Annotated in this window: 24 protein-coding genes; all 24 read left to right on the forward strand. The window is 68.7% G+C overall.

Features of this window, described 5'->3' with window-relative positions; translation table 11 throughout:
- Window positions 1-16: 16 nt before the first annotated feature.
- The 24 genes from nrtL (at window position 17) to ACWIHT_RS09145 (ending at window position 26,070) form a co-directional block, all read left to right on the forward strand.
- Window positions 17-1,138: an ArgS-related anticodon-binding protein NrtL gene (gene nrtL, locus ACWIHT_RS09030; protein WP_456165896.1), complete on the forward strand. Its 1,122-nt coding sequence runs from the start codon at window positions 17-19 to the stop codon at window positions 1,136-1,138.
- Between the two features lie 92 nt (window positions 1,139-1,230).
- Window positions 1,231-2,628 (forward strand): diaminopimelate decarboxylase, encoded by a 1,398-nt coding sequence (lysA, locus tag ACWIHT_RS09035; RefSeq protein WP_456165898.1) that lies wholly within the window; start codon window positions 1,231-1,233, stop codon window positions 2,626-2,628.
- 171 nt (window positions 2,629-2,799) lie between these two features.
- Complete coding sequence (locus ACWIHT_RS09040) at window positions 2,800-4,092, forward strand: homoserine dehydrogenase (protein ID WP_456165900.1); 1,293 nt, start codon at window positions 2,800-2,802, stop codon at window positions 4,090-4,092.
- A gap of 6 nt (window positions 4,093-4,098) precedes the next feature.
- Window positions 4,099-5,157 (forward strand): threonine synthase, encoded by a 1,059-nt coding sequence (gene thrC, locus ACWIHT_RS09045; RefSeq protein WP_200679749.1) that lies wholly within the window; start codon window positions 4,099-4,101, stop codon window positions 5,155-5,157.
- A 300-nt stretch (window positions 5,158-5,457) separates the two neighbouring features.
- Window positions 5,458-6,399 carry a homoserine kinase gene (thrB, locus tag ACWIHT_RS09050; RefSeq protein ID WP_456165902.1) on the forward strand — a complete coding sequence of 314 codons (942 nt, stop codon included), beginning with the start codon at window positions 5,458-5,460 and terminating at the stop codon, window positions 6,397-6,399.
- A 402-nt stretch (window positions 6,400-6,801) separates the two neighbouring features.
- The gene (gene rho, locus ACWIHT_RS09055; protein WP_456165904.1) at window positions 6,802-8,862 is read left to right on the forward strand and encodes a transcription termination factor Rho; all 2,061 of its coding nucleotides are present in this window, start codon (window positions 6,802-6,804) and stop codon (window positions 8,860-8,862) included.
- Window positions 8,863-9,200: 338 nt separating this feature from the next.
- Entirely contained in the window at window positions 9,201-10,337 is a 1,137-nt protein-coding gene (locus ACWIHT_RS09060) for an LCP family protein (RefSeq protein ID WP_456165906.1), read from the forward strand.
- A 162-nt stretch (window positions 10,338-10,499) separates the two neighbouring features.
- Window positions 10,500-10,724, forward strand: coding sequence for a 50S ribosomal protein L31 (rpmE, locus tag ACWIHT_RS09065; protein WP_019060712.1), 225 nt, complete (start codon window positions 10,500-10,502; stop codon window positions 10,722-10,724).
- Window positions 10,725-10,832: 108 nt separating this feature from the next.
- On the forward strand, window positions 10,833-11,909 hold the full coding sequence (prfA, locus tag ACWIHT_RS09070) for a peptide chain release factor 1 (protein ID WP_456165908.1): 1,077 nt from the start codon (window positions 10,833-10,835) through the stop codon (window positions 11,907-11,909).
- Window positions 11,910-11,980: 71 nt separating this feature from the next.
- A complete protein-coding gene (gene prmC / locus ACWIHT_RS09075) occupies window positions 11,981-12,826 on the forward strand; it encodes a peptide chain release factor N(5)-glutamine methyltransferase (protein ID WP_043683121.1) in 846 nt (281 codons plus the stop codon).
- A gap of 163 nt (window positions 12,827-12,989) precedes the next feature.
- Window positions 12,990-13,637: an L-threonylcarbamoyladenylate synthase gene (locus tag ACWIHT_RS09080; RefSeq protein ID WP_262063545.1), complete on the forward strand. Its 648-nt coding sequence runs from the start codon at window positions 12,990-12,992 to the stop codon at window positions 13,635-13,637.
- The gene (locus ACWIHT_RS09085; RefSeq protein WP_200710996.1) at window positions 13,634-14,302 is read left to right on the forward strand and encodes an arsenate reductase/protein-tyrosine-phosphatase family protein; all 669 of its coding nucleotides are present in this window, start codon (window positions 13,634-13,636) and stop codon (window positions 14,300-14,302) included. The genes ACWIHT_RS09080 and ACWIHT_RS09085 overlap by 4 nt, the downstream gene beginning before the upstream one ends.
- A 421-nt stretch (window positions 14,303-14,723) precedes the next feature.
- A complete protein-coding gene (locus tag ACWIHT_RS09090; RefSeq protein ID WP_456165911.1) occupies window positions 14,724-15,971 on the forward strand; it encodes a serine hydroxymethyltransferase in 1,248 nt (415 codons plus the stop codon).
- Between the two features lie 129 nt (window positions 15,972-16,100).
- Entirely contained in the window at window positions 16,101-17,420 is a 1,320-nt protein-coding gene (locus ACWIHT_RS09095; protein ID WP_456165913.1) for an MraY family glycosyltransferase, read from the forward strand.
- A gap of 306 nt (window positions 17,421-17,726) precedes the next feature.
- The gene (locus ACWIHT_RS09100) at window positions 17,727-18,140 is read left to right on the forward strand and encodes a hypothetical protein (protein ID WP_399122063.1); all 414 of its coding nucleotides are present in this window, start codon (window positions 17,727-17,729) and stop codon (window positions 18,138-18,140) included.
- A gap of 210 nt (window positions 18,141-18,350) precedes the next feature.
- A complete protein-coding gene (atpB, locus tag ACWIHT_RS09105; protein WP_456166049.1) occupies window positions 18,351-19,187 on the forward strand; it encodes a F0F1 ATP synthase subunit A in 837 nt (278 codons plus the stop codon).
- Between the two features lie 73 nt (window positions 19,188-19,260).
- Complete coding sequence (locus ACWIHT_RS09110; RefSeq protein WP_067003022.1) at window positions 19,261-19,509, forward strand: ATP synthase subunit c family protein; 249 nt, start codon at window positions 19,261-19,263, stop codon at window positions 19,507-19,509.
- A 37-nt stretch (window positions 19,510-19,546) separates the two neighbouring features.
- Window positions 19,547-20,092, forward strand: coding sequence for a F0F1 ATP synthase subunit B (locus ACWIHT_RS09115; RefSeq protein WP_456165915.1), 546 nt, complete (start codon window positions 19,547-19,549; stop codon window positions 20,090-20,092).
- Window positions 20,089-20,904 carry a F0F1 ATP synthase subunit delta gene (locus tag ACWIHT_RS09120; protein WP_456165917.1) on the forward strand — a complete coding sequence of 272 codons (816 nt, stop codon included), beginning with the start codon at window positions 20,089-20,091 and terminating at the stop codon, window positions 20,902-20,904. Before ACWIHT_RS09115 ends, ACWIHT_RS09120 begins: the two co-directional genes overlap by 4 nt.
- Before the next feature lie 129 nt (window positions 20,905-21,033).
- A complete protein-coding gene (gene atpA, locus ACWIHT_RS09125; protein ID WP_456165919.1) occupies window positions 21,034-22,623 on the forward strand; it encodes a F0F1 ATP synthase subunit alpha in 1,590 nt (529 codons plus the stop codon).
- A gap of 21 nt (window positions 22,624-22,644) precedes the next feature.
- Window positions 22,645-23,562 (forward strand): F0F1 ATP synthase subunit gamma, encoded by a 918-nt coding sequence (locus ACWIHT_RS09130; protein WP_456165921.1) that lies wholly within the window; start codon window positions 22,645-22,647, stop codon window positions 23,560-23,562.
- The gene (atpD, locus tag ACWIHT_RS09135) at window positions 23,562-24,998 is read left to right on the forward strand and encodes a F0F1 ATP synthase subunit beta (protein ID WP_388105129.1); all 1,437 of its coding nucleotides are present in this window, start codon (window positions 23,562-23,564) and stop codon (window positions 24,996-24,998) included. The genes ACWIHT_RS09130 and atpD overlap by 1 nt, the downstream gene beginning before the upstream one ends.
- A 110-nt stretch (window positions 24,999-25,108) precedes the next feature.
- A complete protein-coding gene (locus ACWIHT_RS09140; RefSeq protein WP_456165923.1) occupies window positions 25,109-25,483 on the forward strand; it encodes a F0F1 ATP synthase subunit epsilon in 375 nt (124 codons plus the stop codon).
- Window positions 25,484-25,623: 140 nt separating this feature from the next.
- Window positions 25,624-26,070, forward strand: coding sequence for a DUF2550 domain-containing protein (locus ACWIHT_RS09145; protein ID WP_026179234.1), 447 nt, complete (start codon window positions 25,624-25,626; stop codon window positions 26,068-26,070).

Here is a 26,070-nt window from a genome sequence, read left to right on the forward strand (position 1 = left end):
CCCCTACGCTTGTCCCGTGACCCCCGTCGAGCTCTCCCGTACCGTGCTGCGCGCGGTGCGCCGTGCTGTCGAGGGCGGGGAGCTGAGCGTGGTCGTGCCGGAGAAGGTCTCGGTGACCGTGCCGGGGGCCGGCGGGTGGGGTGACTACGCCACCAACATCGCCCTTCAGCTCGCCCGGCCCGCCGGAGAGACCCCCCGCCGCGTCGCCGAGCTGCTGCTGCCGCATCTGGCCGGCGCGCACGGCGTCAGCGGTGTCGAGATCACCGGGCCCGGGTTTCTCAACATCAGTCTGGGGAGTACGGCGTCCACCTCCCTCGTCGCGGAGATCCTGCGACGCGGACCGCGGTACGGGTTCGTCGACGAACGAACCATCGGCGACGACACCCCGCCCAACACCCCCGCCGCTCACTTCGTACGACTTCACGCCCCCTACGAGCCGCGCGCCCTCGTCGTCCTGGACGTCGTCGCCCGTCTGCTGCGCTCACAGGGTGCCGACGTCCGCACCAGCCGCGAGGCCCGCACCAGCCGCGAGGCCCGGTTGCCCGAGCCGACCTGGGCGACCGTTCTCGGCGTCGTAAATGTCGCCCCTCAAGAATCCGCCCCGCTCGACCGCGACCTCGAAGTCGTACGCCCCGTCCCCGTCCCCACCCCCGACATCGCCGCCCTCCTCGGCCGCGACGCCGCCCGCTGGGCCCTGCTCCATCCCGCCGGCCATGACCGGCCCCGTCTCACCGCCGACCACCTCGTGCAGCGGGAGTCGAATCCTCTCTTCCGGGTCCGTTACGCCTACGCCCGCACCCGGGCCGTCAGCCGCAACGCCGCCGATCTCGGATTCACCGGCCAACCCGGCGACGTACAAGAAGCCACACCCTCCCCCGCGCAAGAGGTCACCCCCCTCCTCGCCGACCACCCCCGCGTCCTGTCCCGTGCGGCAGCGCACCGCGCTCCCGATCTGCTCGCCCGTCACCTGGTCGCCGTAGCGGATGCGACGTTGGCTTTCCTTCCCGCGGTGCTTCCGCTCGGGGACGAGAAACCCTTGGCCGCCCACCGTGCCCGGCTCGCGCTTGCCGAAGCCGCCGGGGCGGTGCTCGCCGGTGGCCTGTCCCTGCTCGGCATCGACGCACCCGAACACCTCTGAGCGCCAGGACCGAGCTAAGACCAGGCCAGACAGAACAAGCAAGAAGTCACCGCTCGATCCCCGCGCCAGGAAGAGACAGAAGAGAACACGCCATGAGCCGTTCCGCACACCCCGCCGGTCCCCGTCACGCCGATGTCCTGCCCGAGGGGCACTATTCCGGGCCCGCCGCCGACCTCAACGCGCTCGACCCCAAGGTGTGGGCGCAGACCGTCACCCGCGACGACGACGCGAACGGTGTCGTCACCGTCGGCGGTATCGATGTGAAGACCCTTGCCGAGCGGCACGGGACTCCTGCCTACGTCCTCGACGAGGCCGACTTCCGGGAGCGGGCCCGGGCCTGGCGTACCGCGTTCGGGCCGGACGCCGATGTCTTCTACGCCGGAAAGGCGTTCCTGTCCCGTGCCGTCGTGCGGTGGTTGCACGAGGAGGGGCTGAATCTCGACGTGTGTTCCGGGGGTGAACTCGCCACCGCCCTCTCCGCCGGTATGCCCGCCGACCGCATCGCCTTCCACGGCAACAACAAGTCCACGGACGAGATCCACCGGGCCGTCGACGCCGGTGTCGGACGCATCGTTCTCGACTCCTTCCAGGAGATCGTGCGCGTCGCCCATATCGCGCAGTCCCTCGGCAAGCGGCAGCGCGTGCAGATTCGGATCACGGTGGGCGTTGAAGCGCATACGCATGAATTCATCGCCACCGCCCACGAAGACCAGAAGTTCGGGATTCCGCTGGCCGGGGGGCAGGCCGCCGAAGCCGTACGGCGTGCTCTTCAGCTCGATGGGCTGGAGCTGATCGGGATTCACTCCCACATCGGGTCGCAGATCTTCGACATGTCCGGGTTCGAGGTCGCCGCCCATCGCGTGGTCGGGTTGCTGAAGGACATCCGGGACGAGCACGGGGTCGAGCTGCCCGAGATCGACCTCGGGGGCGGGCTCGGGATCGCGTACACGAGCGATGACGATCCCCGCGAACCTCACGAGATCGCCAAGGCGCTCACCGAGATCGTCACCCGCGAGTGCGACTCCGCCAAGTTGCGGACTCCTCGTATTTCCGTCGAGCCGGGGCGCGCGATCGTCGGGCCCACCGCCTTCACGCTCTACGAGGTCGGCACCATCAAGCCCCTCGACGGGCTGCGGACGTATGTGTCGGTCGACGGCGGCATGTCCGACAACATCCGGACGGCGCTCTACGACGCCGAGTACAGCGTCGCTCTCGTGTCCCGCCGCTCCGACGCCGAGCCGATGCTCGCCCGTGTCGTCGGCAAGCACTGCGAGAGCGGGGACATCGTGGTCAAGGACGCGTTCCTGCCGGGGGATCTGGCACCCGGTGATCTCATCGCCGTACCGGCTACGGGCGCGTACTGCCGTTCCATGGCCAGCAATTACAACCATGTGCTCCGGCCGCCGGTCGTCGCCGTGAAGGACGGCGAGTCGCGGGTCATCGTCCGGCGGGAGACCGAGGAGGACCTGCTTCGGCTCGACGTCGGTTGAGCCGCACTCCGCAGAAACAACACTCTGCAGAAACAAACGGGGTGGAAGATCTCCCGTCTTCCACCCCTGTGAAAATGAAATCGATGTCTCACGATCCGGACTATGGATAGAAAGTCCCGTCCGGTGAGTGAGACTGGTCCAACCGATGACGGTATGAGGAAACGAGGTCGGATGATGCGTACGCGTCCGCTGAAGGTGGCGCTGCTGGGCTGTGGAGTGGTCGGCTCAGAGGTGGCGCGCATCATGACGACGCACGCCGACGACCTCGCCGCCCGCATCGGCGCACCGATCGAGCTCGCGGGGGTCGCGGTACGGCGGCCCTCCAAGGTCCGTGAAGGCATCGACCCCGCCCTCGTCACCACCGACGCCACCGCCCTCGTCGAGCGCGGCGACATCGATGTGGTGGTCGAGGTCATCGGCGGGATCGAGCCCGCCCGCACCCTCATCACCACCGCCTTCGAGCACGGTGCCTCCGTCGTCTCCGCCAACAAGGCGCTCCTCGCGCAGGACGGCGCCGCCCTGCACGCCGCCGCCGAGCGGCAGGGCAAGGACCTGTACTACGAGGCCGCCGTCGCCGGGGCGATCCCACTGATCCGGCCGCTGCGCGAGTCCCTCGCCGGGGACAAGGTCAACCGCGTGCTCGGGATCGTCAACGGCACGACCAACTTCATCCTCGACAAGATGGACAGCACGGGGGCCGGGTATCAGGAGGCCCTCGACGAGGCCACCGCCCTGGGGTATGCGGAAGCCGATCCGACCGCCGACGTCGAGGGCTTCGACGCCGCCGCCAAGGCCGCCATCCTCGCCGGAATCGCCTTCCACACGCGCGTGCGTCTCGACGACGTCTACCGCGAGGGGATGACCGAGGTCACCGCCGCCGACTTCGCCTCCGCGAAGAACATGGGCTGCACCATCAAGCTGCTCGCCATCTGCGAGCGGGCCGAGGACGGCGGGTCCGTCACCGCGCGCGTGCACCCCGCCATGATTCCGCTCAGCCACCCGCTCGCCTCCGTGCGCGCCGCCTACAACGCCGTGTTCGTCGAGTCCGACGCCTCCGGGCAGCTGATGTTCTACGGCCCCGGAGCGGGCGGCGCCCCCACCGCCTCCGCCGTCCTCGGCGACCTCGTCGCCGTGTGCCGCAACCGGCTCAACTCGACCACCGGGCCCGGCGAGTCGGCGTACGCCGGACTGCCCGTGTCGGGCATGGGCGAGGTCGTCACGCGGTACCACATCAGCCTCGACGTCGCCGACAAACCAGGTGTTCTCGCACAGGTCGCCACCGTGTTCGCCGAACACGGTGTCTCGATCGATACGGTTCGGCAGCAGGGGAAGGACGGCGAGGCCTCTCTCGTCGTCGTCACGCACCGCGCGTCCGACGCCGCCCTGGGCGGGACCGTCGAGGCGTTGCGCAAGCTCGACACCGTGCGGGGTGTCGCCAGCATCATGCGGGTTGAAGGAGAGTAACCAGCAATGACCCACCAGTGGCGCGGAATCATCGAGGAGTACCGGGACCGGCTCCCGGTGTCCGACAGCACGCCGGTCGTCTCCCTCCGCGAGGGCGGTACGCCCCTCGTGCCCGCGCAGGTGCTCTCCGAGCGCACCGGCTGCGAGGTCCACCTCAAGGTGGAGGGCGCCAACCCCACCGGGTCCTTCAAGGACCGCGGTATGACCATGGCCATCACGCGGGCCAAGGAGGAGGGCGCGCAGGCCGTCATCTGCGCCTCCACCGGCAACACCTCCGCGTCCGCCGCCGCCTACGCCGTGCGCGCCGGGATGGTCTGCGCCGTCCTCGTGCCGCGCGGCAAGATCGCGCTCGGCAAGATGGGCCAGGCCCTCGTGCACGGCGCGAAGATCCTCCAGGTCGACGGGAACTTCGACGACTGCCTCACCCTCGCCCGCGAGCTGAGCGACAACTACCCTGTGGCGCTGGTGAATTCGGTCAACCCGGTGCGCATCGAGGGCCAGAAGACGGCCGCCTTCGAGATCGTCGACATGCTCGGCGACGCGCCCGACATCCACGTCCTGCCGGTGGGCAACGCGGGCAACATCACCGCGTACTGGAAGGGCTACAAGGAGTACGCCGGCGACGGCATCGCCGCGAAGACTCCGCGCATGTGGGGGTTCCAGGCGTCCGGGTCCGCGCCCATCGTGCGCGGCGAGATCGTCAAGGACCCCTCGACGATTGCCACCGCGATCCGCATCGGCAACCCGGCCTCCTGGCAGTACGCGCTCGCCGCGCGGGACGAGTCCGGCGGGTTCATCGACGAGGTGACGGACCGTGAAATCCTGCGCGCCTACCGGCTGTTGGCCGCCCAGGAAGGCGTTTTCGTCGAGCCCGCGTCCGCCGCTTCCGTCGCCGGTCTGCTGAAGGCGGCCGAGCAGGGCAAGGTCGACCCGGGCCAGACCATCGTCTGCACGGTGACCGGAAATGGTCTGAAGGACCCGGACTGGGCCGTCGCGGGCGCCCCGCAGCCGGTCACGATCCCGGTCGACGCGCCGACGGCCGCCGAGCGACTCGGACTCGCGTAGAGCACCACCTAGAACGGCCACCGGGGGAGATCCCCATCGGGGGTGCACAGGGGGCTTACGACACGCATCGTGCGCCTCCTGTGCGCCCTATGTCGCCACAGAACCTTCCTTCGATAGGCTGTACCGAACCCGCCCGCCGCATATGCCTGCGCGCATGGCTCGGCACCGCGCCGTCTCCACGGCCCGAGGGTCTCCACGTACCTATCGGATGTCATCGAACTTCATCGCACCTCATCGCACTTCGTCGCACTTCATCGAATGTCTTCGACAATCACGCAGCTCAAGGAGAGTCATCGAGCGATGGCCGGTCCAGCCTTCCGCGCCGCCGCCGTCCGGGTGCGCGTCCCCGCCACCAGCGCCAACCTCGGCCCGGGCTTCGACGCCTTCGGCCTCTCGCTGGGGCTCTACGACGACGTCGTCGTCCGTGTCGCCGACTCCGGGCTGCTCATCGACATCGCGGGCGAGGGCAGCGAGACCCTCCCGCGCGACGAGAACCACCTCCTCGTACGGTCCCTGCGCACCGCCTTCGACCTGCTCGGCGGACAGCCGCGCGGCCTGGAGATCGTGTGCGCCAACCGCATTCCGCACGGCCGCGGTCTGGGCTCCTCCTCCGCCGCCATCTGCGCGGGCATCGTCGCCGCGCGCGCCGTGACCATAGGCGGGGACTCCAGGCTCGACGACACGGCCCTGCTGGAACTCGCCACCGAGATCGAGGGCCACCCCGACAATGTGGCGGCCTGTCTGCTGGGCGGCTTCACGCTCTCCTGGATGGACGCCGGCGCCGCGCGGGCGATCAGGATGGACCCCGCCGATTCCATCGTTCCGGTGGTTTTCGTGCCCGGGAAGCCCGTCCTCACCGAGACCGCGCGCGGCCTGCTCCCGCGCAACGTCCCGCACGTCGACGCGGCCGCCAACGCGGGCCGCGCCGCACTGCTCGTCGAGGCCCTCACCCGCCGCCCCGAACTGCTGCTGCCCGCCACCGAGGACCGCCTGCACCAGGAGTACCGCGCGCCGGCCATGCCCGAGAGCGCGGCGCTCGTCGAGCGGCTGCGCGCGGACGGGGTGCCGGCCGTCATCTCCGGTGCGGGGCCCACGGTGTTGGCACTGGTCGACGCCGACAACGCCGACAAGGTCGCCCATCTCGCCGGCGAGGGCTGGGCCGCCAACCGGCTCGACCTCGACGAACAAGGCGCGTGCGTTCTTCCGCTCGCGGCCCCGAGCAGCGCCCCGAGCAGCAATTGACTACGTACCGTCGCCGGATTTCGAGAGGGGGAATGTTTGTTGGATCCGGTAGTGTTAATCTCAAGTCTGCACCCGACCCCACCATGGCGAGGTGCTTGTTGTCCCCGTCAGGGACAGACATTCTTCCGGGAGCCTCCCAAACCACACTCTGTTCCGTCCGGGCACTGAGTGGTTCGCCGGGCACGCTCCGGAAGCCGGGAAAGCTCCGGAATTGGTGCGACCAAGCAACGTGACACAGCCACTCGGTGCCACTGCTTTGGGAAGCGCCGTCACCAGAAATCTCTTCCGCCGCTTAGGCGGACCACCGCCCCGGCACGGTTCACACAGCAAGAACCGAAGCCGGACAGCACAACCGGTCGCCGAGCCAGACAGGCCGACGTCCGCTCCAGGGAAGGACCCTTCGTGAGCGACACCACCGATCTGATGGGCGCGCGTGTCGAGGAGACCGCTGCCGCGCCCGCCACGGACGCCTCCGCGCCTGCCACCGGTGCCGGCTCCCGGCGGCGCCGCGGTACCGGCCTCGACGGCATGGTGCTGGCCGAGTTGCAGCAGGTCGCATCCGGCCTCGGCATCAGGGGCACCGCGCGGATGCGCAAGAGCCAGCTGATCGAGGTCATCAAGGAGGCGCAGGCTGGGGGTGCCCCCTCTGGGGGAGGAGGTGCTCCGGCCAAGGCCGAGACCGCCACCGAGACCAAGCCCAAGCGCCGCGCCACCTCCAAGACCCGTACGGGCGACGAGACGGTCGCCCCGGCCGAGGAGAAGGCCGAGAAGGTCGCCGCCGAGAAGGCCGTGGCCCAGCAGCAGATCGAGATCCCCGGCCAGCCGGCCAGCGAGGATGCTCCGGTCGAGCGTCGTCGGCGCCGGGCCACCGCCGAGGCGGGCAGCCCCGAGACGGTCGTCGCCGAGGTCAAGAGCGAGCCGAGGGCCGAGACGCCCGCCGCCGCGCAGGGCGAGGCCAGGGGCGACGCGGGTGACGACGGCCGTCAGGGCCGCCGTGACCGCCGTGACCGCGACCGCGGTGGCCGCCAGGACCGTGACCGCGGCGACCGCCGCAAGGGCGACGAGCAGCAGGGCGGCGGCCAGCAGCAGGACCGTCAGCAGAGCGGCGGCCGTCAGGACCGGCAGCAGCAGGGCCAGCAGCAGAGCGGTGGCCGCCAGGACCGTCAGGACCGTCAGGACCGGCAGCCGCGTGACAACGGCCCGCAGGACGACGACGACTTCGACGGCGGACGCCGTGGCCGTCGCGGCCGTTACCGCGACCGCCGTGGCCGTCGTGGCCGTGACGAGTTCGCGGGCACCGCCGCCGGTGAGCCGCAGGTCGCGGACGACGATGTGCTGATCCCCGTCGCGGGCATCCTCGACATCCTCGACAACTACGCCTTCATCCGTACGTCGGGCTACCTGCCGGGCCCCAACGACGTGTACGTCTCCCTCGCCCAGGTCCGCAAGAACGGTCTGCGCAAGGGCGACCACGTCACCGGCGCGGTCCGTCAGCCGAAGGAGGGCGAGCGCCGCGAGAAGTTCAACGCGCTCGTGCGCCTCGACTCGGTCAACGGCATGGCGCCCGAACACGGCCGCGGGCGGCCGGAGTTCAACAAGCTGACGCCGCTGTACCCGCAGGACCGCCTCCGTCTGGAGACCGACCCGGGCGTCCTCACCACCCGCATCATCGACCTCGTCGCGCCGATCGGTAAGGGCCAGCGCGGTCTGATCGTGGCCCCGCCGAAGACCGGCAAGACCATGATCATGCAGGCGATCGCCAACGCGATCACGCACAACAACCCCGAGTGCCACCTGATGGTCGTCCTGGTCGACGAGCGTCCGGAAGAGGTCACCGACATGCAGCGGTCGGTGAAGGGCGAGGTCATCTCCTCGACCTTCGACCGCCCGGCCGAGGACCACACCACGGTCGCGGAGCTGGCCATCGAGCGGGCCAAGCGGCTGGTGGAGCTGGGCCACGACGTCGTCGTCCTGCTCGACTCCATCACGCGTCTGGGCCGTGCCTACAACCTCGCCGCGCCCGCCTCCGGCCGCATCCTCTCCGGTGGTGTCGACTCGACGGCGCTGTACCCGCCCAAGCGCTTCTTCGGTGCCGCGCGCAACATCGAGGACGGCGGTTCGCTGACCATCCTCGCCACCGCGCTCGTCGACACCGGCTCGCGCATGGACGAGGTCATCTTCGAGGAGTTCAAGGGCACGGGCAACGCCGAGCTGAAGCTCGACCGGAAGCTCGCCGACAAGCGCATCTTCCCCGCGGTGGACGTCGACGCGTCCGGTACCCGTAAGGAAGAGATCCTGCTCGGCAGCGACGAGTTGGCCGTCACGTGGAAGCTGCGCCGGGTGCTGCACGCGCTCGACCAGCAGCAGGCGATCGAGCTGCTTCTCGACAAAATGAAGCAGACGAAGTCGAACGCCGAGTTCCTTCTCCAGATCCAGAAGACCACTCCCGGCAACGGCGACTGAGGGCCGGCCTGAGAGCTGTCGTACCGGAGAGAAGGGCCGTACCCCAAGGGGTGCGGCCCTTCTCTCTGTGCGTTTCCCGAGACCTTCGGCACAGCGAAGTCACCGGGCACCGGTTTCCAGCGATACGGCATCTTCGGCTGAAATCGCAGGTGAGCGGGGGCATGACCCGCTGGCGTGACTACGCAGAGTGCTCGTTTCCGTACGCGATGGGCACTCTGTGTTGTGCAACCCTTTGTCGAGTTTCCCCGTCTGACCAAGCGGACGAAAATGGAGCGGTACTGACCGCGCCCGACCCTGAAAGCAGGGGGTAACCGACCGGACGAGAGACCGAGGAGCCCATGTCCGCCGAGAGCACGCCGGAGCCCGGCATACCGGGCCAGGACGGCAACAGCGGCCCGCGCCACCGCGCCAAGGGCCGCAAGCAGAAGAACCGCGGTCCGCGCCACAAGGCCCTGATGATCACGGCCTGGGTCGCGGGAGGCGTCCTGGTGCTGGGCGGCACCGGCGCCGGGTACGTGTACTTCAAGCTCAACGGCAACATCAAGAGCGTCGACATCAACCAGGCCCTCGGCACCGACCGGCCGGTCAAGGTCGACAACGGCTCCGAGAACATCCTCGTCCTGGGCTCCGACTCCCGCTCCGGCACCAACAAGAAGCTGGGCGGCGGCACCGACGACGGCAGCGCCCGTTCCGACACCGCGATGATCATCCACGTGTACAAGGGCCACAAGAGGGCCAGCGTGGTGTCCATCCCGCGCGACACCCTCGTCGACCGGCCCGCGTGCACCGACACCAAGGGCGTCACGCACGACGCGGCCTCCGGCGTGATGTTCAACGAGGCGTACTCGACCGGTGGCGCCGCCTGCACGGTGAAGACCGTCGAGTCCATCTCCGGTCTGCGCATGGACCACTACCTCGAAGTCGACTTCGCCGGCTTCGAGAAGCTCATCAACGAGCTCGGCGGCGTCCAGATCACCACCACCAAGGACATCAAGGACACGAAGAGCCACCTGGACCTCAAGGCGGGCAAGCACACGCTCAACGGCTCGGAGGCCCTCGGCCTGGTCCGCACCCGGCACGGCGTCGGCGACGGCTCCGACCTCGGCCGCATCCAGCTCCAGCAGGCGTTCATCAAGGCCCTGGTCAACCAGGTCAAGCACGTCGGCCTCCTGACCAGCCCGACCAAGCTCTTCGACCTCGCCAACACCGCCACGCAGGCCGTCACCACCGACTCCGACCTCGGCTCGGTGAACTCCCTCACGTCCTTCGCCAACGGCCTCAAGGGCATCAGCTCCGCCAACATGAACATGGTCACGATGCCGGTCGAGTACGACCCGGCCAACCCGAACCGCGTGATCGTGGAGAAGGCCAAGGCCCAGCTGGTCTGGACGGCCCTGAAGAACGACCAGCCGATTCCGGCGGCGGCCTCCAAGGGCACGGCGACAGGCGAGGCCAAGGGCGTCGTGACGTCGTAGTCCGGCCGCGGGTGCGCCCTCACCGGGCCCGCAGGGAATACACAACGCGAACCCCCGGTTTGGGGGGATGGCCCCAGTCCTGGCAGACTGGACAGTCGGCCCCGGTTCACGCCCCGCGAACCCGCGGAGCGACCCGGCGCCCTCCCGAACCTAGGAGACACCTTGAAGCGCGAGATCCACCCCGAGTACGTCGAGACCCAGGTCAGCTGCACCTGCGGCGCGTCGTTCACCACCCGCAGCACGATCACGAGCGGCAACATCCGCGCCGAGGTCTGCTCCGAGTGCCACCCGTTCTACACGGGCAAGCAGAAGATCCTCGACACCGGTGGCCGCGTGGCCCGCTTCGAGGCCCGCTTCGGCAAGGCTGCTGCCGGCTCCACGAAGTAGCGAGCTTCAATTTCGCCGGTCCACGGCCACGCCCCTTTACCGGCGTGCCGGGACCGGCGTTTTTGGTCGCCCGCCTTCCCTTTCTTCACCGCATTTCAGGAGCCCAAGATGTTCGAGGCTGTCGAGGACCTCATCGGCGAGCACGCCGACCTTGAGAAGAAGCTCGCCGACCCGTCGGTCCACGCCGACCAGGCCAACGCGCGCAAGCTGAACAAGCGCTACGCCGAGCTCACCCCGATCGTCGCCACGTACCGCTCCTGGAAGCAGACCGGCGACGACATCGAGACCGCGCGCGAACTCGGCGCCGACGACCCGGAGTTCGCGGCCGAGGTCAAGGAGCTGGAGAAGCACCGGGACGAGATCACGGAGAAACTGCGGCTGCTGCTGGTGCCGCGCGACCCCAACGACGACAAGGACGTGATCCTTGAGGTCAAGGCGGGCGCGGGCGGCGACGAGTCCGCCCTGTTCGCCGGTGACCTGCTGCGCATGTACCTGCGGTACGCGGAGCGCGTCGGCTGGAAGACCGAGATCATCGACGCCACCGAGTCCGAGCTGGGCGGCTACAAGGACGTCCAGGTCGCCGTGAAGACCAAGGGTGGCAACGGCGCGACCGAGCCCGGCCAGGGCGTCTGGGCCCGCCTGAAGTACGAGGGCGGGGTGCACCGCGTGCAGCGCGTGCCCGCGACCGAGTCCGCGGGCCGTATCCACACCTCCGCGGCCGGTGTCCTCGTCACCCCCGAGGCGGAGGAGGTCGACGTCGAGATCAACCCGAACGACCTCCGCATCGACGTGTACCGCTCCTCCGGTCCCGGCGGCCAGTCCGTCAACACGACCGACTCCGCGGTGCGCATCACGCACATTCCCACCGGAGTCGTCGCCTCCTGCCAGAACGAGAAGAGCCAGTTGCAGAACAAGGAGCAGGCGATGCGTATCCTGCGCTCCAGGCTGCTCGCCGCGGCACAGGAGGAAGCGGAGAGGAACGCCGCCGACGCCCGCCGCAGCCAGGTCCGCACGGTCGACCGCTCCGAGAAGATCCGTACGTACAACTTCCCGGAGAACCGCATCTCGGACCACCGCGTCGGATTCAAGGCGTACAACCTTGACCAGGTCCTGGACGGCGACCTCGACGCGATGATCCAGGCTTGCGTCGACGCGGACTCGGCCGCCAAGCTCGCGGCGGCGTAACACGAGGTCGTCGTAACACCACGGCACGCACGGCACGTTGGGCACGGACGAGTACGACACGGAGGACTTGCGTGAACCTGCTGCTAGCAGAGGTGGCCCAGGCCACCCAGCGGCTGGCCGACGCCGGCGTGCCCTCGCCGCGCAACGACGCGGAGGAACTCGCCGCGTACGTGCACGGTGTGAAGCGGGGCGAGCTGCACTCCGTGAAGGACGTGGACTTCGACGCCCGCTACTGGGAGACCATCGCCCGGCGCGAGCAGCGTGAGCCGCTCCAGCACATCACCGGCCGCGCCTTCTTCCGCTACCTGGAACTCCAGGTCGGGCCAGGGGTGTTCGTGCCGCGCCCCGAGACCGAGTCGGTGGTCGGCTGGGCCATAGACGCGGTCCGCGCGATGGACGTCGTAGAGCCGCTGATCGTGGACCTCTGCACCGGATCCGGCGCCATCGCGCTCGCCCTCGCGCAGGAGGTCCCGCGCTCCCGGGTGCACGCCGTGGAACTGTCCGAGGACGCCCTCCAGTGGACCCGCAAGAACATGGAGGGGTCACGGGTCGACCTGCGGCAGGGCAACGCCCTGGACGCCTTCCCCGACCTCGACGGCCATGTCGATCTGGTCATCTCCAACCCGCCGTACATCCCGCTCACGGAGTGGGAGTACGTCGCTCCCGAGGCCCGCGACTACGACCCCGAACTCGCCCTGTTCTCGGGGGAGGACGGCCTCGACCTGATCCGCGGCATCGAACGCACCGCACACCGGCTTCTCCGCCCGGGCGGTGTCGTCGTCATCGAGCACGCCGACACCCAGGGCGGCCAGGTGCCGTGGATCTTCACCGAGGAACGTGGCTGGGCCGACGCGGCCGACCACCCCGATCTCAACAACCGCCCGCGCTTCGCGACCGCCCGCAGGGCGACGCCGTGACGGCCGCGTTCGCCACGGCAGCGGCGAGTGAGCCGAAGGGGCGCGTCGGTGTCGAGACCGCGAGCGCGCGGAGGCCCGCAGGGTCGAGCACGGTCGCGGTCTCGACACCGACAACAGGCGCCCCGGAGGCGAACCGAGCTACAAAAAAAGGAGACCGCTAGACATGGCACGGCGATACGACACCAATGACGCGACCGACCGCACGACGGGTCTGCGCGAGGCCGCGTCCGCCGTCCGCCGGGGCGAACTCGTGGTCCTGCCGACCGACACGGTCTACGGCATCGGGGCCGACGCGTTCACCTCGGAGGCCGTCGCCGATCTCCTGGACGCCAAGGGCCGGGGCCGCAACATGCCCACGCCCGTCCTCATCGGCTCCCCGAACACCCTGCACGGCCTCGTCACGGACTTCTCCGAGCTGGCCTGGGAACTCGTCGACGCGTTCTGGCCGGGCGCCCTCACGCTGGTCGCCAAGCACCAGCCGTCGTTGCAGTGGGACCTGGGGGACACCCGGGGCACGGTCGCCATCCGGATGCCGCTGCACCCCGTCGCCATCGAGCTGTTGACGGAGGTCGGCCCGATGGCGGTCTCCTCCGCGAACCTCACGGGCCACCCCGCGCCGGAGGACTGCGACGCCGCGCAGCAGATGCTCGGCGACTCGGTCTCCGTGTACCTCGACGGCGGTCCCACCCCCGGCAACGTGCCGTCGTCGATCGTCGACGTCACGCGCGAGGTGCCGCTGCTGCTGCGGGCCGGCGCGATCTCGGCCGAGGAGCTGCGGAAGGTCGTCCCCGACCTTGAGGTGGCGAATTGACAGCCCCTGACGCGGGGCGTGGCATAGGCAACGGGGAAGTGACGGGAACCTTCGGGCTTCCCATGGACAGCTTCCGCATCCTCCACGTCAGCACCGGCAACGTGTGCCGCTCGCCGATCACCGAGCGGCTGACCCGTCATGCCCTGGCGGACCGGCTCGGCGACCCGCTGTGGGGCGGGCTCATCGTGGAGAGCGCCGGCACCTGGGGCCATGAGGGCGCGCCCATGGAGACCAACGCGGCGACCGTCCTCACCGACTTCGGCGCGGACCCCTCCGGGTTCACCGGCCGCGAGCTGCTCGACGACCACGTGATCCGCGCCGACCTGGTCCTGACGGCCACCCGGGACCACCGCCAGCAGGTCATCTCCATGGGCCACTCGGCGGGCCTGCGCACCTTCACCCTCAAGGAGTTCACCCGCCTGGTGAAGGCGATCGACCCGGCCACCCTCCCACCCCTGGAGGACGGCATGGTGGCCCGCGCCCGCGCCCTGGTCCGCGCGGCAGCGGCCCTCCGAGGCTGGCTCCTGGCCCCCACAGCCGAAGCGGACGAGGTCTTCGACCCCTACGGCGCCCCCCTCCCGTTCTTCCGCTCCATCGGAGACGAGATAAACCAGGCCATCGACCCGGTGGTCACGGCACTGACGGGGGTTTCCGCCCGCACTTGATCCGGCGGGAGCCGTGTCGGCGACGCCCGGCGTGGAGTGGCTGAGGTGGCTGAGCCGGCGGTCGATCTGGTGGGTGCGGCGCTTGCAGTGGTTCCTGTGCGGACTTGATCCGGTGGTCGTGGTGCTCGGGGTGTGCTCGCGCGGATGTGATCCGGCGGGTGCGGGGAGTCGGCGGGAGTTTCCCGCGCAGGCCTTGTCAGGCGGGAGTCGTGTCGGCGATGCCCGGCGTGGAGTGGCTGACGTGGTTGAGCCGGGCGGTCGATCCGGTGGGTGCGGTGCTTGCGGGGGTTTTCGCGCGGACTTGATCCTGGGGCCCGTGGCGCTCGCGGGCCTGCGCCTGAAGGCCTGACAACAACCGCGCGTCCCATCCGTCCCGGGCCTACATTGGACGTACGTCACCGTCGACGGCTCGGAGTTCATCATGTCGGTCACCCCTGTTCTTGAGGCCGATGTCCTGCGTCGGCAGGACCCCGAGCTGGCCGAGATCCTGCTCGGGGAGCTGACCCGGCAGTCGACGACGCTCCAGCTGATCGCCGCCGAGAACTTCACCTCGCCCGCCGTGCTGGCCGCCCTCGGCTCCCCGCTCGCCAACAAGTACGCCGAGGGCTACCCCGGCGCCCGCCACCACGGCGGCTGCGAGATCGTCGACGTCGCCGAGCGCGTCGCCGTGGACCGGGCGAAGGCGCTGTTCGGTGCCGAGCACGCCAACGTGCAGTCCCACTCCGGGTCTTCGGCCGTACTGGCCGCGTACGCGGCCCTGCTGCGGCCCGGCGACACCGTCCTCGCGCTGGGCCTGCCGTACGGCGGCCATCTCACGCACGGGTCGCCCGCGAACTTCTCCGGGCGGTGGTTCGACTTCGTGGGGTACGGGGTGGATGCCGAGAACGGGCTCATCGACTACGACCAGGTGCGCGCCCTTGCCCGTGCGCGTCGGCCCAAGGCGATCGTCTGCGGCTCCATCGCCTATCCCCGGCACATCGACTACGCCCTCTTCCGCGAGGTCGCCGACGAGGTGGGCGCCTATCTCATCGCCGACGCCGCGCACCCCATCGGTCTCGTCGCCGGGGGAGCGGCGCCGAACCCGGTGCCGTACGCCGATGTCGTCTGTGCCACCACGCACAAGGTGCTGCGCGGGCCGCGCGGCGGGATGCTGCTGTGCGGGAGTGAGTTGGCCGAGCGGGTGGACCGGGCCGTTTTTCCGTTCACTCAGGGTGGGGCGCAGATGAACACCATCGCCGCCAAGGCCGTCGCGTTCGGCGAGGCGGCGACGCCGGCCTTCACGGTGTACGCCCATCAGGTGGTCGCCAACGCCCGGGTGCTCGCGGCCGGGCTGGCGGCGGAGGGGCTGGTCGTGACGACGGGTGGCACCGATACGCATCTGATCACCGTCGATCCGATGCCCCTCGGTGTCGACGGGCGTACCGCTCGCGGGCGGCTGGCCGCCGCCGGAGTGGTCCTGGACTGCTGTGCGCTGCCGCACGGTGAGGCCCGTGGGCTGCGGCTGGGTACGGCCGCGGTGACCACGCAGGGCATGGGGGAGGTGGAGATGGCGCGGATCGGCGCGCTGCTCGCGGGGGTGCTGCGGGAGAAGCCAGGGAAGGCTGCGAGCCGGCGGGCGCGTGACGAAGTGCGGGATCTTGTGGGTGGATTCCCGCCGTATCCGGGCTGAACGGGGGTACCCGGACCCGAGTACACAGCCACACGTGCAACCATCGTCGTTACCCGGAAGTCCCCAACCATATGCGTCCCTCGCTAGGGTGTGGGGCTGTGATGGCCAGCGAGACCTGTGGGGAAGCCTGTGCGTGAATACCTGCTGACGCTCTGCGTGACGGCCGCGGTGACGTATCTGCTGACCGGGCCGGTGCGGAAGTTCGCGATCGTGGCCGGGGCGATGCCGGAGATCAGGGCCCGTGACGTGCACCGGGAACCCACTCCGCGGCTCGGCGGTATCGCCATGTTCTTCGGTCTGTGCGCCGGTCTGCTGGTCGCGGACCACCTGACCAACCTCAGCGAGGTCTTCCAGAACTCGAACGAGCCGCGGGCGCTGCTCTCCGGCGCGGCCCTGATCTGGCTGATCGGTGTCCTGGACGACAAGTTCGAGATCGACGCCCTGATCAAGCTGGGCGGCCAGATGATCGCCGCCGGCGTGATGGTGATGCAGGGTCTGACGATCCTGTGGCTGCCGATCCCGTTCGTCGGCAACGTGGCGCTGACCCAGTGGCAGGGCACCCTGCTCACGGTCGCCCTGGTCGTCATCACCATCAACGCGGTCAACTTCGTCGACGGCCTCGACGGCCTCGCGGCCGGCATGGTGTGCATCGCCGCCGCCGCGTTCTTCCTGTACGCCTACCGCATCTGGTACTCGTACGGCATCGAGGCCGCCGCCCCGGCCACGCTCTTCTCGGCGATCCTGATGGGCATGTGCATCGGCTTCCTGCCGCACAACATGCACCCGGCGCGGATCTTCATGGGCGACTCCGGCTCGATGCTGATCGGCCTGGTGCTGTCCGCGGGTGCGATCTCCATCACGGGGCAGGTCGACCCGGACGCGCTCCAGTTGTTCCTGAAGTCGGAGAAGGCGGCCGTGCACTCGACGGTGCCGGTCTACATCCCGCTGCTGCTGCCGCTGACGATCATCGCGGTGCCCACCGCCGACCTGGTGCTGGCGATCGTGCGCCGCACCTGGAAGGGCCAGTCGCCGTTCGCCGCGGACCGCGGCCATCTGCACCACCGGCTCCTGGAGATCGGCCACTCGCACAGCCGGGCGGTGCTGATCATGTACTTCTGGTCGGCGCTGATCGCGTTCGGCGCCCTGGCCTACTCGGTCAACTCGGCCTCGATGTGGATCGTGCTGGGCATCGTCTTCCTGAGCGCGGTCGGGCTGGTGCTGCTTCTGCTGCCGCGCTTCACGCCGCGTGCGCCGCGTTGGGCCGAGTACCTGGTGCCGCCGCGATATCGCCGTCGCAGGGCGGCAGTTGAGCCCGTGGTGGTGCTGGCGGAGGAGGACCGCGATCCGCGTCCGCCGGTTGTCGCCGGAGTGTCAGGAGTCAACGGGGCGACCGCTGTCGGACCCCGTTCGCGGCTCCTGGACGGACGTAAAGCGGAGTCCTCGCGCTGACGCCGGCGCTGACGCCAAGGTAAGAATCTGACTAAAGCGTTGCCATCTCGTGGGCAGACAAAGCCCCCCTATACCAGACAAGTTGGCCGCTATTTTGCACAGACGCGCACCGTCACTCTCATGTGTGACAGCAAGCACACCTTCTAGGTAAAGACCGCATCAAATAGTTTGTGATACGGTTCACGAGAACCCGGGACAGAGCCGAAGGACCGCAGTGCGACGGTCCATTGGCGTGAGGTTCTCTCTCATCCCGGGACTACGCTCGTCCATGACGACACGCCCCCCTTAGCAAGCGGAGTTGCCGCCATGCCGTCCAATGACGCCCGGATTCTCCTTCAGGCCGCTGTGCCCACAGCTGCCGTCGGCGCGATTGCCGCCGTCGTCAGTGGTGTGGTCGCCGGCGGCAAAGGAGCTATTGGGGCAGCCGTTGCGACGCTGATCGTGATCCTCTTCATGGGAATCGGGCTCTACGTTCTGCAGCGCACTGCCAAATCGCTTCCGCAGCTCTTCCAGATGATGGGCCTGATGCTCTACGCGGCCCAACTGCTGCTGCTGTTCATCTTCATGGCCGCGTTCAAGAACACGACGCTGTTCAATCCCCGGGCCTTCGCCATCGTGCTCGTGGTCGCCACGCTCACCTGGATCGCCGCCCAGACCCGCGCCCACATGAAGGCCAAGATCCTCTACGTCGAGCCCGACAAGACCGGGCAGTCGTCGTGAGAGGTAGGCCCGCGATAAAGGCGCACGAGAGATGCTGCTATCGTCCGGTGCCAACTGCGGCATCGCGGGCGCGGGCATCTGAGCTGACGCCTGCTCAATCGCGAGGCGAGATGCCCCTCAGCCGCCCCCACATCCGTAACACCAGTCCCGTGCCGAACTGCGGCCGTGCGCCGCGCCGACACCACGAGGTTGCCGTACCCATGCGCCATGATGAAGGAGCCCGCGGTGAGTGCTGACCCGACGCAGACGCTCGCTTTCGACACGAGCTGTCACCTGTTCGACGGGTGTGGCTTCCCGGCTCCGGGCCTGCACTCGTTCCTGTTCGAGCCGCTCTTCGGCGACGGCGACAGCAACCTGTACTTCAACAAGACGATGCTGCTGGCGCTGCTCGGGTCGATCGTCATCGTGGGCTTCTTCTGGGCCGCCTTCGCCCGTCCGAAGGTCGTCCCGGGCAAGCTCCAGATGGTCGCCGAGGCCGGCTACGACTTCGTCCGGCGGGGTGTCGTCTACGAGACCATCGGCAAGAAGGAAGGCGAGAAGTACGTTCCCTTCGTCGTCTCGCTGTTCTTCTTCGTCTGGGTGATGAACCTCTGGTCGATCGTTCCGCTCGCCCAGTTCCCCGTCACCGCGATCATCTCCTACCCCGCAGTCCTGGCCGGCCTGGTGTACATCACCTGGGTCTCGCTGACCTTCAAGCGGCACGGATTCGTCGGGGCGTTCAAGAACTTCACCGGCTACGACAAGTCGCTCGGCATGGTTCTCCCGCTGTCGATGACGATCGAGCTGTTCTCGAACCTGCTCGTGCGGCCCTTTACCCACGCAGTCCGGCTCTTCGCCAACATGTTCGCCGGTCACACCCTGCTGCTGCTCTTCACGATCGCCAGCTGGTACATGCTGAACGGCATCGGCATCGCCTACTCCGCCGTGTCGTTCGTGATGGTCATCGTGATGACCGCCTTCGAGCTCTTCATCCAGGCTGTTCAGGCCTACGTCTTCGTACTCCTGACCTGCAGCTTCATCCAGGGTGCGCTCGCCGAGTCCCACTGAGCACCCTGACTGTCCGCCCATGACATCCGGTGGCCAACCCCCACCGGTCATTGAAAGAGAAGGAAGAACCGGCATGTCCGTTCTGCATGAGACCCTGGCCGCTGTCCAGATCAAGGGCAACCTCGGCTCCATCGGTTACGGCCTCGCCGCGATCGGCCCGGGCGTCGGCGTCGGCATCATCTTCGGTAACGGCACCCAGGCCCTCGCCCGCCAGCCCGAGGCGGCCGGCCTGATTCGCGCCAACCAGATCCTCGGCTTCGCCTTCTGTGAGGCGCTCGCCCTGATCGGTCTGGTCATGCCGTTCGTCTACCCGGCCTCCTGACCCGATCGCAGCGCACGTTTAGACGAAAGGCACTGATATGAGCCCCCTGGTTCAGCTGGCGGCGGAGGAGGCCGAGAACCCTCTCATCCCGCCGATCCCAGAGCTCGTCATCGGCCTGATCGCCTTCGTCATCGTCTTCGGCTTCCTCGCCAAGAAGCTCCTCCCGAACATCAACAAGGTTCTGGAAGAGCGCCGCGAGGCCATCGAGGGCGGTATCGAGAAGGCCGAGGCCGCCCAGACCGAGGCCCAGAGCGTGCTTGAGCAGTACAAGGCTCAGCTCGCCGAGGCCCGGCACGAGGCCGCGCGTCTGCGCCAGGAGGCGCAGGAGCAGGGCGCCACGCTCATCGCCGAGATGCGCGCGGAAGGTCAGCGGCAGCGCGAGGAGATCGTCGCCGCCGGTCACACGCAGCTCGACGCCGACCGCAAGGCCGCCTCGCAGGCGCTGCGCCAGGACGTGGGCAAGCTCGCCACCGACCTGGCCGGCAAGCTCGTCGGCGAGTCCCTTGAGGACCACGCCCGGCAGAGCCGCGTCATCGACCGTTTCCTCGACGAGCTCGAAGAGAAGGCCGAGGCGGCTCGATGAACGGAGCGAGCCGCGAGGCTTTGGCAGCCGCACGTGAGCGTCTCGACGCGCTGACGGACTCCACGTCCGTGAACGCGACGCAGCTCGCCGACGAACTGGCCGCCGTCACCGCGCTGCTCGGCCGTGAGGTGTCCCTGCGCCGGGTCCTCACCGACCCGGCGCAGGACGGCGAGGCCAAGGCCGCGCTTGCCGAGCGCCTGCTCGGCGGTCAGGTCGGCGGCCCCGCCCTCGACCTGCTGTCCGGCATGGTGCGCTCCCGCTGGTCGCAGTCCCGCGACCTGGTGGACGCGCTGGAGGAGCTGGCGGCCACCGCCGACCTCACCGCCGCCCAGCAGTCGGGCCAGCTCGACGACGTCGAGGACGAAGTGTTCCGGTTCGGCCGGATCGTCGCCTCGGACACCGGGCTGCGTGCCGCGCTGACCAACCGCGCGGCGGGCACCACGGCCAAGAGCGAGCTGCTGAGCAGCCTGCTCGGCGGCCGGGCCAAGCCGGCCACCGAACGACTGGTGACGCGCCTTGTGACCGCGCCCCGGGGACGTAGCCTGGAAGCGGGACTCGAATCCCTGTCCAAGCTCGCCGCCGAGCGCCGCAGTCGCCTGGTCGCGGTCGTCACCACGGCGGTCCCGCTGAGCGACCCGCAGAAGCAGCGCCTGGGCGCCGCCCTCGCGAAGCTCTACGGCCGTCACATGCACCTGAACATCGACGTGGACCCCGAGGTCCTCGGCGGTATCCGGGTGCAGGTCGGCGACGAGGTCATCAACGGCTCCATCGCGGACCGCCTCGATGACGCCACCCGCCGCATGGCGAGCTAGCAGTACCACAACAAAGACGTAGTAAGGCGGCCCGAGTTGGGCCGTGCAGAGGATTCACCTCATCACGGGGGGAGTCCCCCATCCCCCCAAGTGAAACTTCGGGCCCAACAAGGAGAGCAGGGAACCCAGATGGCGGAGCTCACGATCCGGCCGGAGGAGATCCGGGACGCGCTGGAGAACTTCGTCCAGTCGTACAAGCCGGACGCGGCCTCGCGCGAGGAGGTCGGCACGGTCACCCTTGCCGGCGACGGCATCGCGAAGGTCGAGGGCCTGCCCTCGGCCATGGCCAACGAACTGCTGAAGTTCGAGGACGGCACCCTCGGTCTCGCGCTCAACCTCGAAGAGCGTGAGATCGGTACCGTCATCCTCGGTGAGTTCAGCGGTGTCGAGGAGGGCCAGCCGGTCACCCGTACCGGAGAGGTCCTGTCCGTCGCCGTCGGCGAGGGCTACCTCGGCCGTGTCGTCGACCCGCTCGGCAACCCGATCGACGGCCTCGGCGAGATCGAGACCACCGGCCGCCGCGCGCTGGAGCTTCAGGCTCCGGGCGTCATGGTCCGCAAGTCGGTGCACGAGCCGATGGAGACCGGCTACAAGGCCGTCGACGCGATGACCCCGATCGGCCGCGGCCAGCGTCAGCTGATCATCGGCGACCGCCAGACCGGCAAGACCGCGCTGGCCGTCGACACGATCATCAACCAGCGCGACAACTGGCGCTCGGGCGACGTGAACAAGCAGGTCCGCTGCATCTACGTCGCCATCGGTCAGAAGGGCTCCACCATCGCCTCCGTGCGTGGTGCGCTCGAAGAGGCCGGCGCGCTGGAGTACACGACCATCGTCGCCGCCCCGGCGTCCGACCCGGCCGGCTTCAAGTACCTCGCCCCGTACACCGGTTCGGCCATCGGCCAGCACTGGATGTACGACGGCAAGCACGTCCTCATCATCTTCGACGACCTTTCGAAGCAGGCCGACGCCTACCGCGCCGTGTCCCTGCTGCTGCGCCGTCCGCCGGGCCGCGAGGCCTACCCGGGTGACGTCTTCTACCTGCACTCCCGTCTGCTGGAGCGCTGCGCGAAGCTCTCCGACGAGATGGGCAAGGGCTCGATGACCGGTCTGCCGATCGTCGAGACCAAGGCCAACGACGTCTCGGCGTTCATCCCGACCAACGTCATCTCCATCACCGACGGCCAGTGCTTCCTGGAGTCGGACCTCTTCAACGCCGGTCAGCGCCCCGCGCTGAACGTCGGTATCTCCGTCTCCCGAGTCGGTGGTTCCGCGCAGCACAAGGCGATGAAGCAGGTCTCCGGCCGACTGCGTCTCGACCTCGCTCAGTACCGCGAGCTGGAGGCGTTCGCCGCCTTCGGTTCCGACCTGGACGCCGCGTCGAAGGCCCAGCTGGAGCGCGGTCAGCGCCTGGTCGAGCTGCTCAAGCAGGCTCAGTACCAGCCGATGGCCACCGAGGATCAGGTCGTCTCCGTGTGGTCCGCGACCACCGGCAAGATGGACGACGTACCGGTCGAGGACATCCGCCGCTTCGAGAAGGAGCTCCTGGAGTACCTGCACCGCAAGGAGCAGGGCCTCATGACCTCCATCAAGGAGGGCGGCAAGATGTCGGACGACACCCTCGTCGCCGCCGCGGACGCGATCGCCGAGTTCAAGAAGCAGTTCGAGACCTCGGACGGCAAGCTCCTCGGCGAGGACGCCCCGGCCGCGGCCAAGTGACGTAAGGAAGGGACCTGACTCATGGGAGCCCAGCTCCGGGTCTACAAGCGTCGCATCCGATCCGTCACCGCGACCAAGAAGATCACCAAGGCGATGGAGATGATCGCCGCCTCGCGCGTCGTCAAGGCGCACCGCAAGGTGCAGGCCTCGACGCCGTACGCGAAGGAACTGACGCGCGCGGTCACGGCGGTCGGCACGGGTTCGAACACCAAGCACCCGCTGACCACCGAGGCCGAGACGCCGACCCGTTCCGCTGTGCTGCTCCTCACGAGCGACCGCGGTCTGGCCGGTGCCTTCAACTCCAACGCCATCAAGGCCGCGGAGCAGCTGACCGCGCGTCTCGTGGCCGAGGGCAAGGAGGTCGACACGTACATCGTCGGCCGCCGCGGTGTCGCCCACTACAACTTCCGTGAGCGCAAGATCTCGGAGCAGTGGACCGGCTTCACCGACCAGCCCGAGTACGCGGACGCGAAGAAGGTCGCGGGTCCGCTCATCGAGGCCATCGAGAAGGACACGGCGGACGGCGGCGTGGACGAACTCCACATCGTCTACACCGAGTTCGTCTCGATGATGACGCAGACGCCGATCGACAGCCGGCTGCTGCCCCTCAGCCTCGAAGAGGTCGTGGAAGAGGCTGCGCCCAAGGGCGAGATCCTTCCGCTGTACGACTTCGAGCCGTCGGCGGAGGACGTCCTGGACGCCCTCCTGCCGCGGTACGTCGAGAGCCGTATCTACAACGCGCTGCTCCAGTCGGCCGCTTCCAAGCACGCCGCCACCCGCCGCGCGATGAAGTCGGCGACCGACAACGCGGGAGACCTGATCACCACGCTCTCCCGTCTTGCCAACGCGGCCCGCCAGGCCGAAATCACCCAGGAAATCAGCGAGATCGTCGGTGGCTCCGCAGCCCTGGCCGACGCGACCGCGGGGAGTGACAAGTAATGACGACGACAGTTGAGACGGCCGTTGCCACGGGCCGCGTCGCCCGGGTCATCGGCCCGGTCGTCGACGTGGAGTTCCCCGTCGACGCGATGCCGGAGATCTACAACGCTCTGCACGTCGAGGTGGCCGACCCGGCCCTGGACGGCGCGAAGAAGACGCTGACCCTGGAGGTCGCCCAGCACCTGGGTGACGGCCTGGTCCGCACCATCTCGATGCAGCCCACCGACGGTCTGGTCCGCCAGGCCCCGGTCACCGACACCGGCGACGGCATCACCGTCCCGGTCGGCGACTTCACCAAGGGCAAGGTGTTCAACACCCTCGGCGAGGTGCTGAACAGCGACGAGAAGTACACGGGCGAGCGCTGGTCCATCCACCGCAAGGCCCCCCGCTTCGACGAGCTTGAGTCGAAGACCGAGATGTTCGAGACCGGCGTCAAGGTCATCGACCTGCTCACCCCGTACGTCAAGGGCGGCAAGATCGGCCTGTTCGGCGGTGCCGGCGTCGGCAAGACGGTGCTCATCCAGGAGATGATCTACCGCGTCGCCAACAACCACGACGGTGTCTCCGTGTTCGCCGGTGTCGGCGAGCGCACCCGTGAGGGCAACGACCTCATCGAGGAGATGGCCGACTCGGGCGTCATCGACAAGACGGCCCTTGTCTTCGGTCAGATGGACGAGCCCCCGGGCACCCGTCTGCGCGTGGCCCTGGCCGGTCTGACCATGGCGGAGTACTTCCGCGATGTGCAGAACCAGGACGTGCTGTTCTTCATCGACAACATCTTCCGCTTCACGCAGGCCGGTTCCGAGGTCTCGACCCTGCTCGGCCGCATGCCCTCCGCGGTGGGCTACCAGCCGAACCTGGCCGACGAGATGGGTCTCCTCCAGGAGCGCATCACCTCGACCCGCGGTCACTCGATCACCTCGATGCAGGCGATCTACGTCCCCGCGGACGACCTGACCGACCCGGCCCCGGCCACCACCTTCGCCCACCTCGACGCGACGACGGTGCTCTCCCGTCCGATCTCCGAGAAGGGCATCTACCCGGCCGTGGACCCGCTGGACTCCACGTCCCGCATCCTGGACCCCCGCTACATCGCGGCGGACCACTACAACACCGCGATGCGCGTCAAGACGGTCCTCCAGAAGTACAAGGACCTCCAGGACATCATCGCGATCCTCGGTATCGACGAGCTGGGCGAGGAGGACAAGCTCACCGTCCACCGTGCCCGTCGCGTGGAGCGCTTCCTGTCCCAGAACACCCACGTCGCCAAGCAGTTCACCGGCGTCGACGGGTCGGACGTCCCGCTGGACGAGTCGATCGTGGCCTTCAACTCGATCATCGACGGCGAGTACGACCACTTCCCGGAGCAGGCGTTCTTCCTCTGCGGTGGTATCGAGGACCTGAAGGCGAACGCGAAGGAGCTGGGCGTCTCCTGACCCCGTGCTTCACCTGAGGGGGTGGGGCGTGTCCCACCCCCTCTTTCACGCCCACTAGAATCAAACCCACACCCGGCACGACCGCCGGGTGGTGACCCGAGGAGCCCACCTTGGCTGCTGAGCTGCATGTCGAGCTCGTCGCCGCGGACCGCCAGGTCTGGTCCGGCGAGGCCACCCTGGTCGTCGCGCGCACCACGTCCGGCGACATCGGCGTCATGCCCGGTCACCAGCCGCTGCTCGGTGTGCTGGAGTCGGGCCCGGTGACCATTCGTACGAGCGACGGCGGCACGGTCGTCGCCGCGGTGCACGGCGGTTTCATCTCGTTCGCGGACAACAAGCTGTCGCTGCTCGCCGAGATCGCCGAGCTGTCGGACGAGATCGACGTCCAGCGCGTGGAGCGCGAGCTGGAGCAGGCGAAGGCGGCGGGCGATGCCTCCGCCGAGCGCGCCGCGGACGTCCGACTGCGTGCGGTGGCGACCAACTGAGACCTGGCGCACCACGCGATGACGTGACTCAGCCGCGGCTGGGACCGGAGGAATCCGGACCCAGCCGCGGCTGAGGCGAATGTGGGTGTTTTTTCCGTTCCGTTACCTGTTTTGCCTAGGAGACGAGGAGGTCGGTGTCGATGGTCCTCGCTCTGACTGTGTGCGGAATTGTTGTCGCCCTTGTGGTGGTGGGGCTGTTCGTCTTCGGCCTGCGCCGCAGACTCATCCAGCGCTCCGGCGGCACCTTCGACTGTTCGCTCCGCTGGGACGTACCGGAGAAACCCGACACCAACGGCAAGGGCTGGAGCTACGGCGTCGCCCGCTACAACGGCGACCGCATCGAGTGGTACCGCGTCTTCTCCTACGCCTACCGCCCGCGCCGCACCCTGGAACGCTCGGCGATCGAGGTGGCCGGCCGCCGTCTCCCCGAGGGCGAGGAGGAGCTGGCGCTGCTCTCCGACGCGATCATCCTGACCTGTCTGCACCGGGGCACCCGGCTTGAACTCGCCATGAGCGAAGACGCGTTGACCGGTTTTCTCGCGTGGCTCGAAGCGGCCCCGCCCGGTCAACGCGTCAACGTCGCCTAA

The sequence above is a fragment of the Streptomyces sp. NPDC002276 genome (assembly GCF_053891435.1).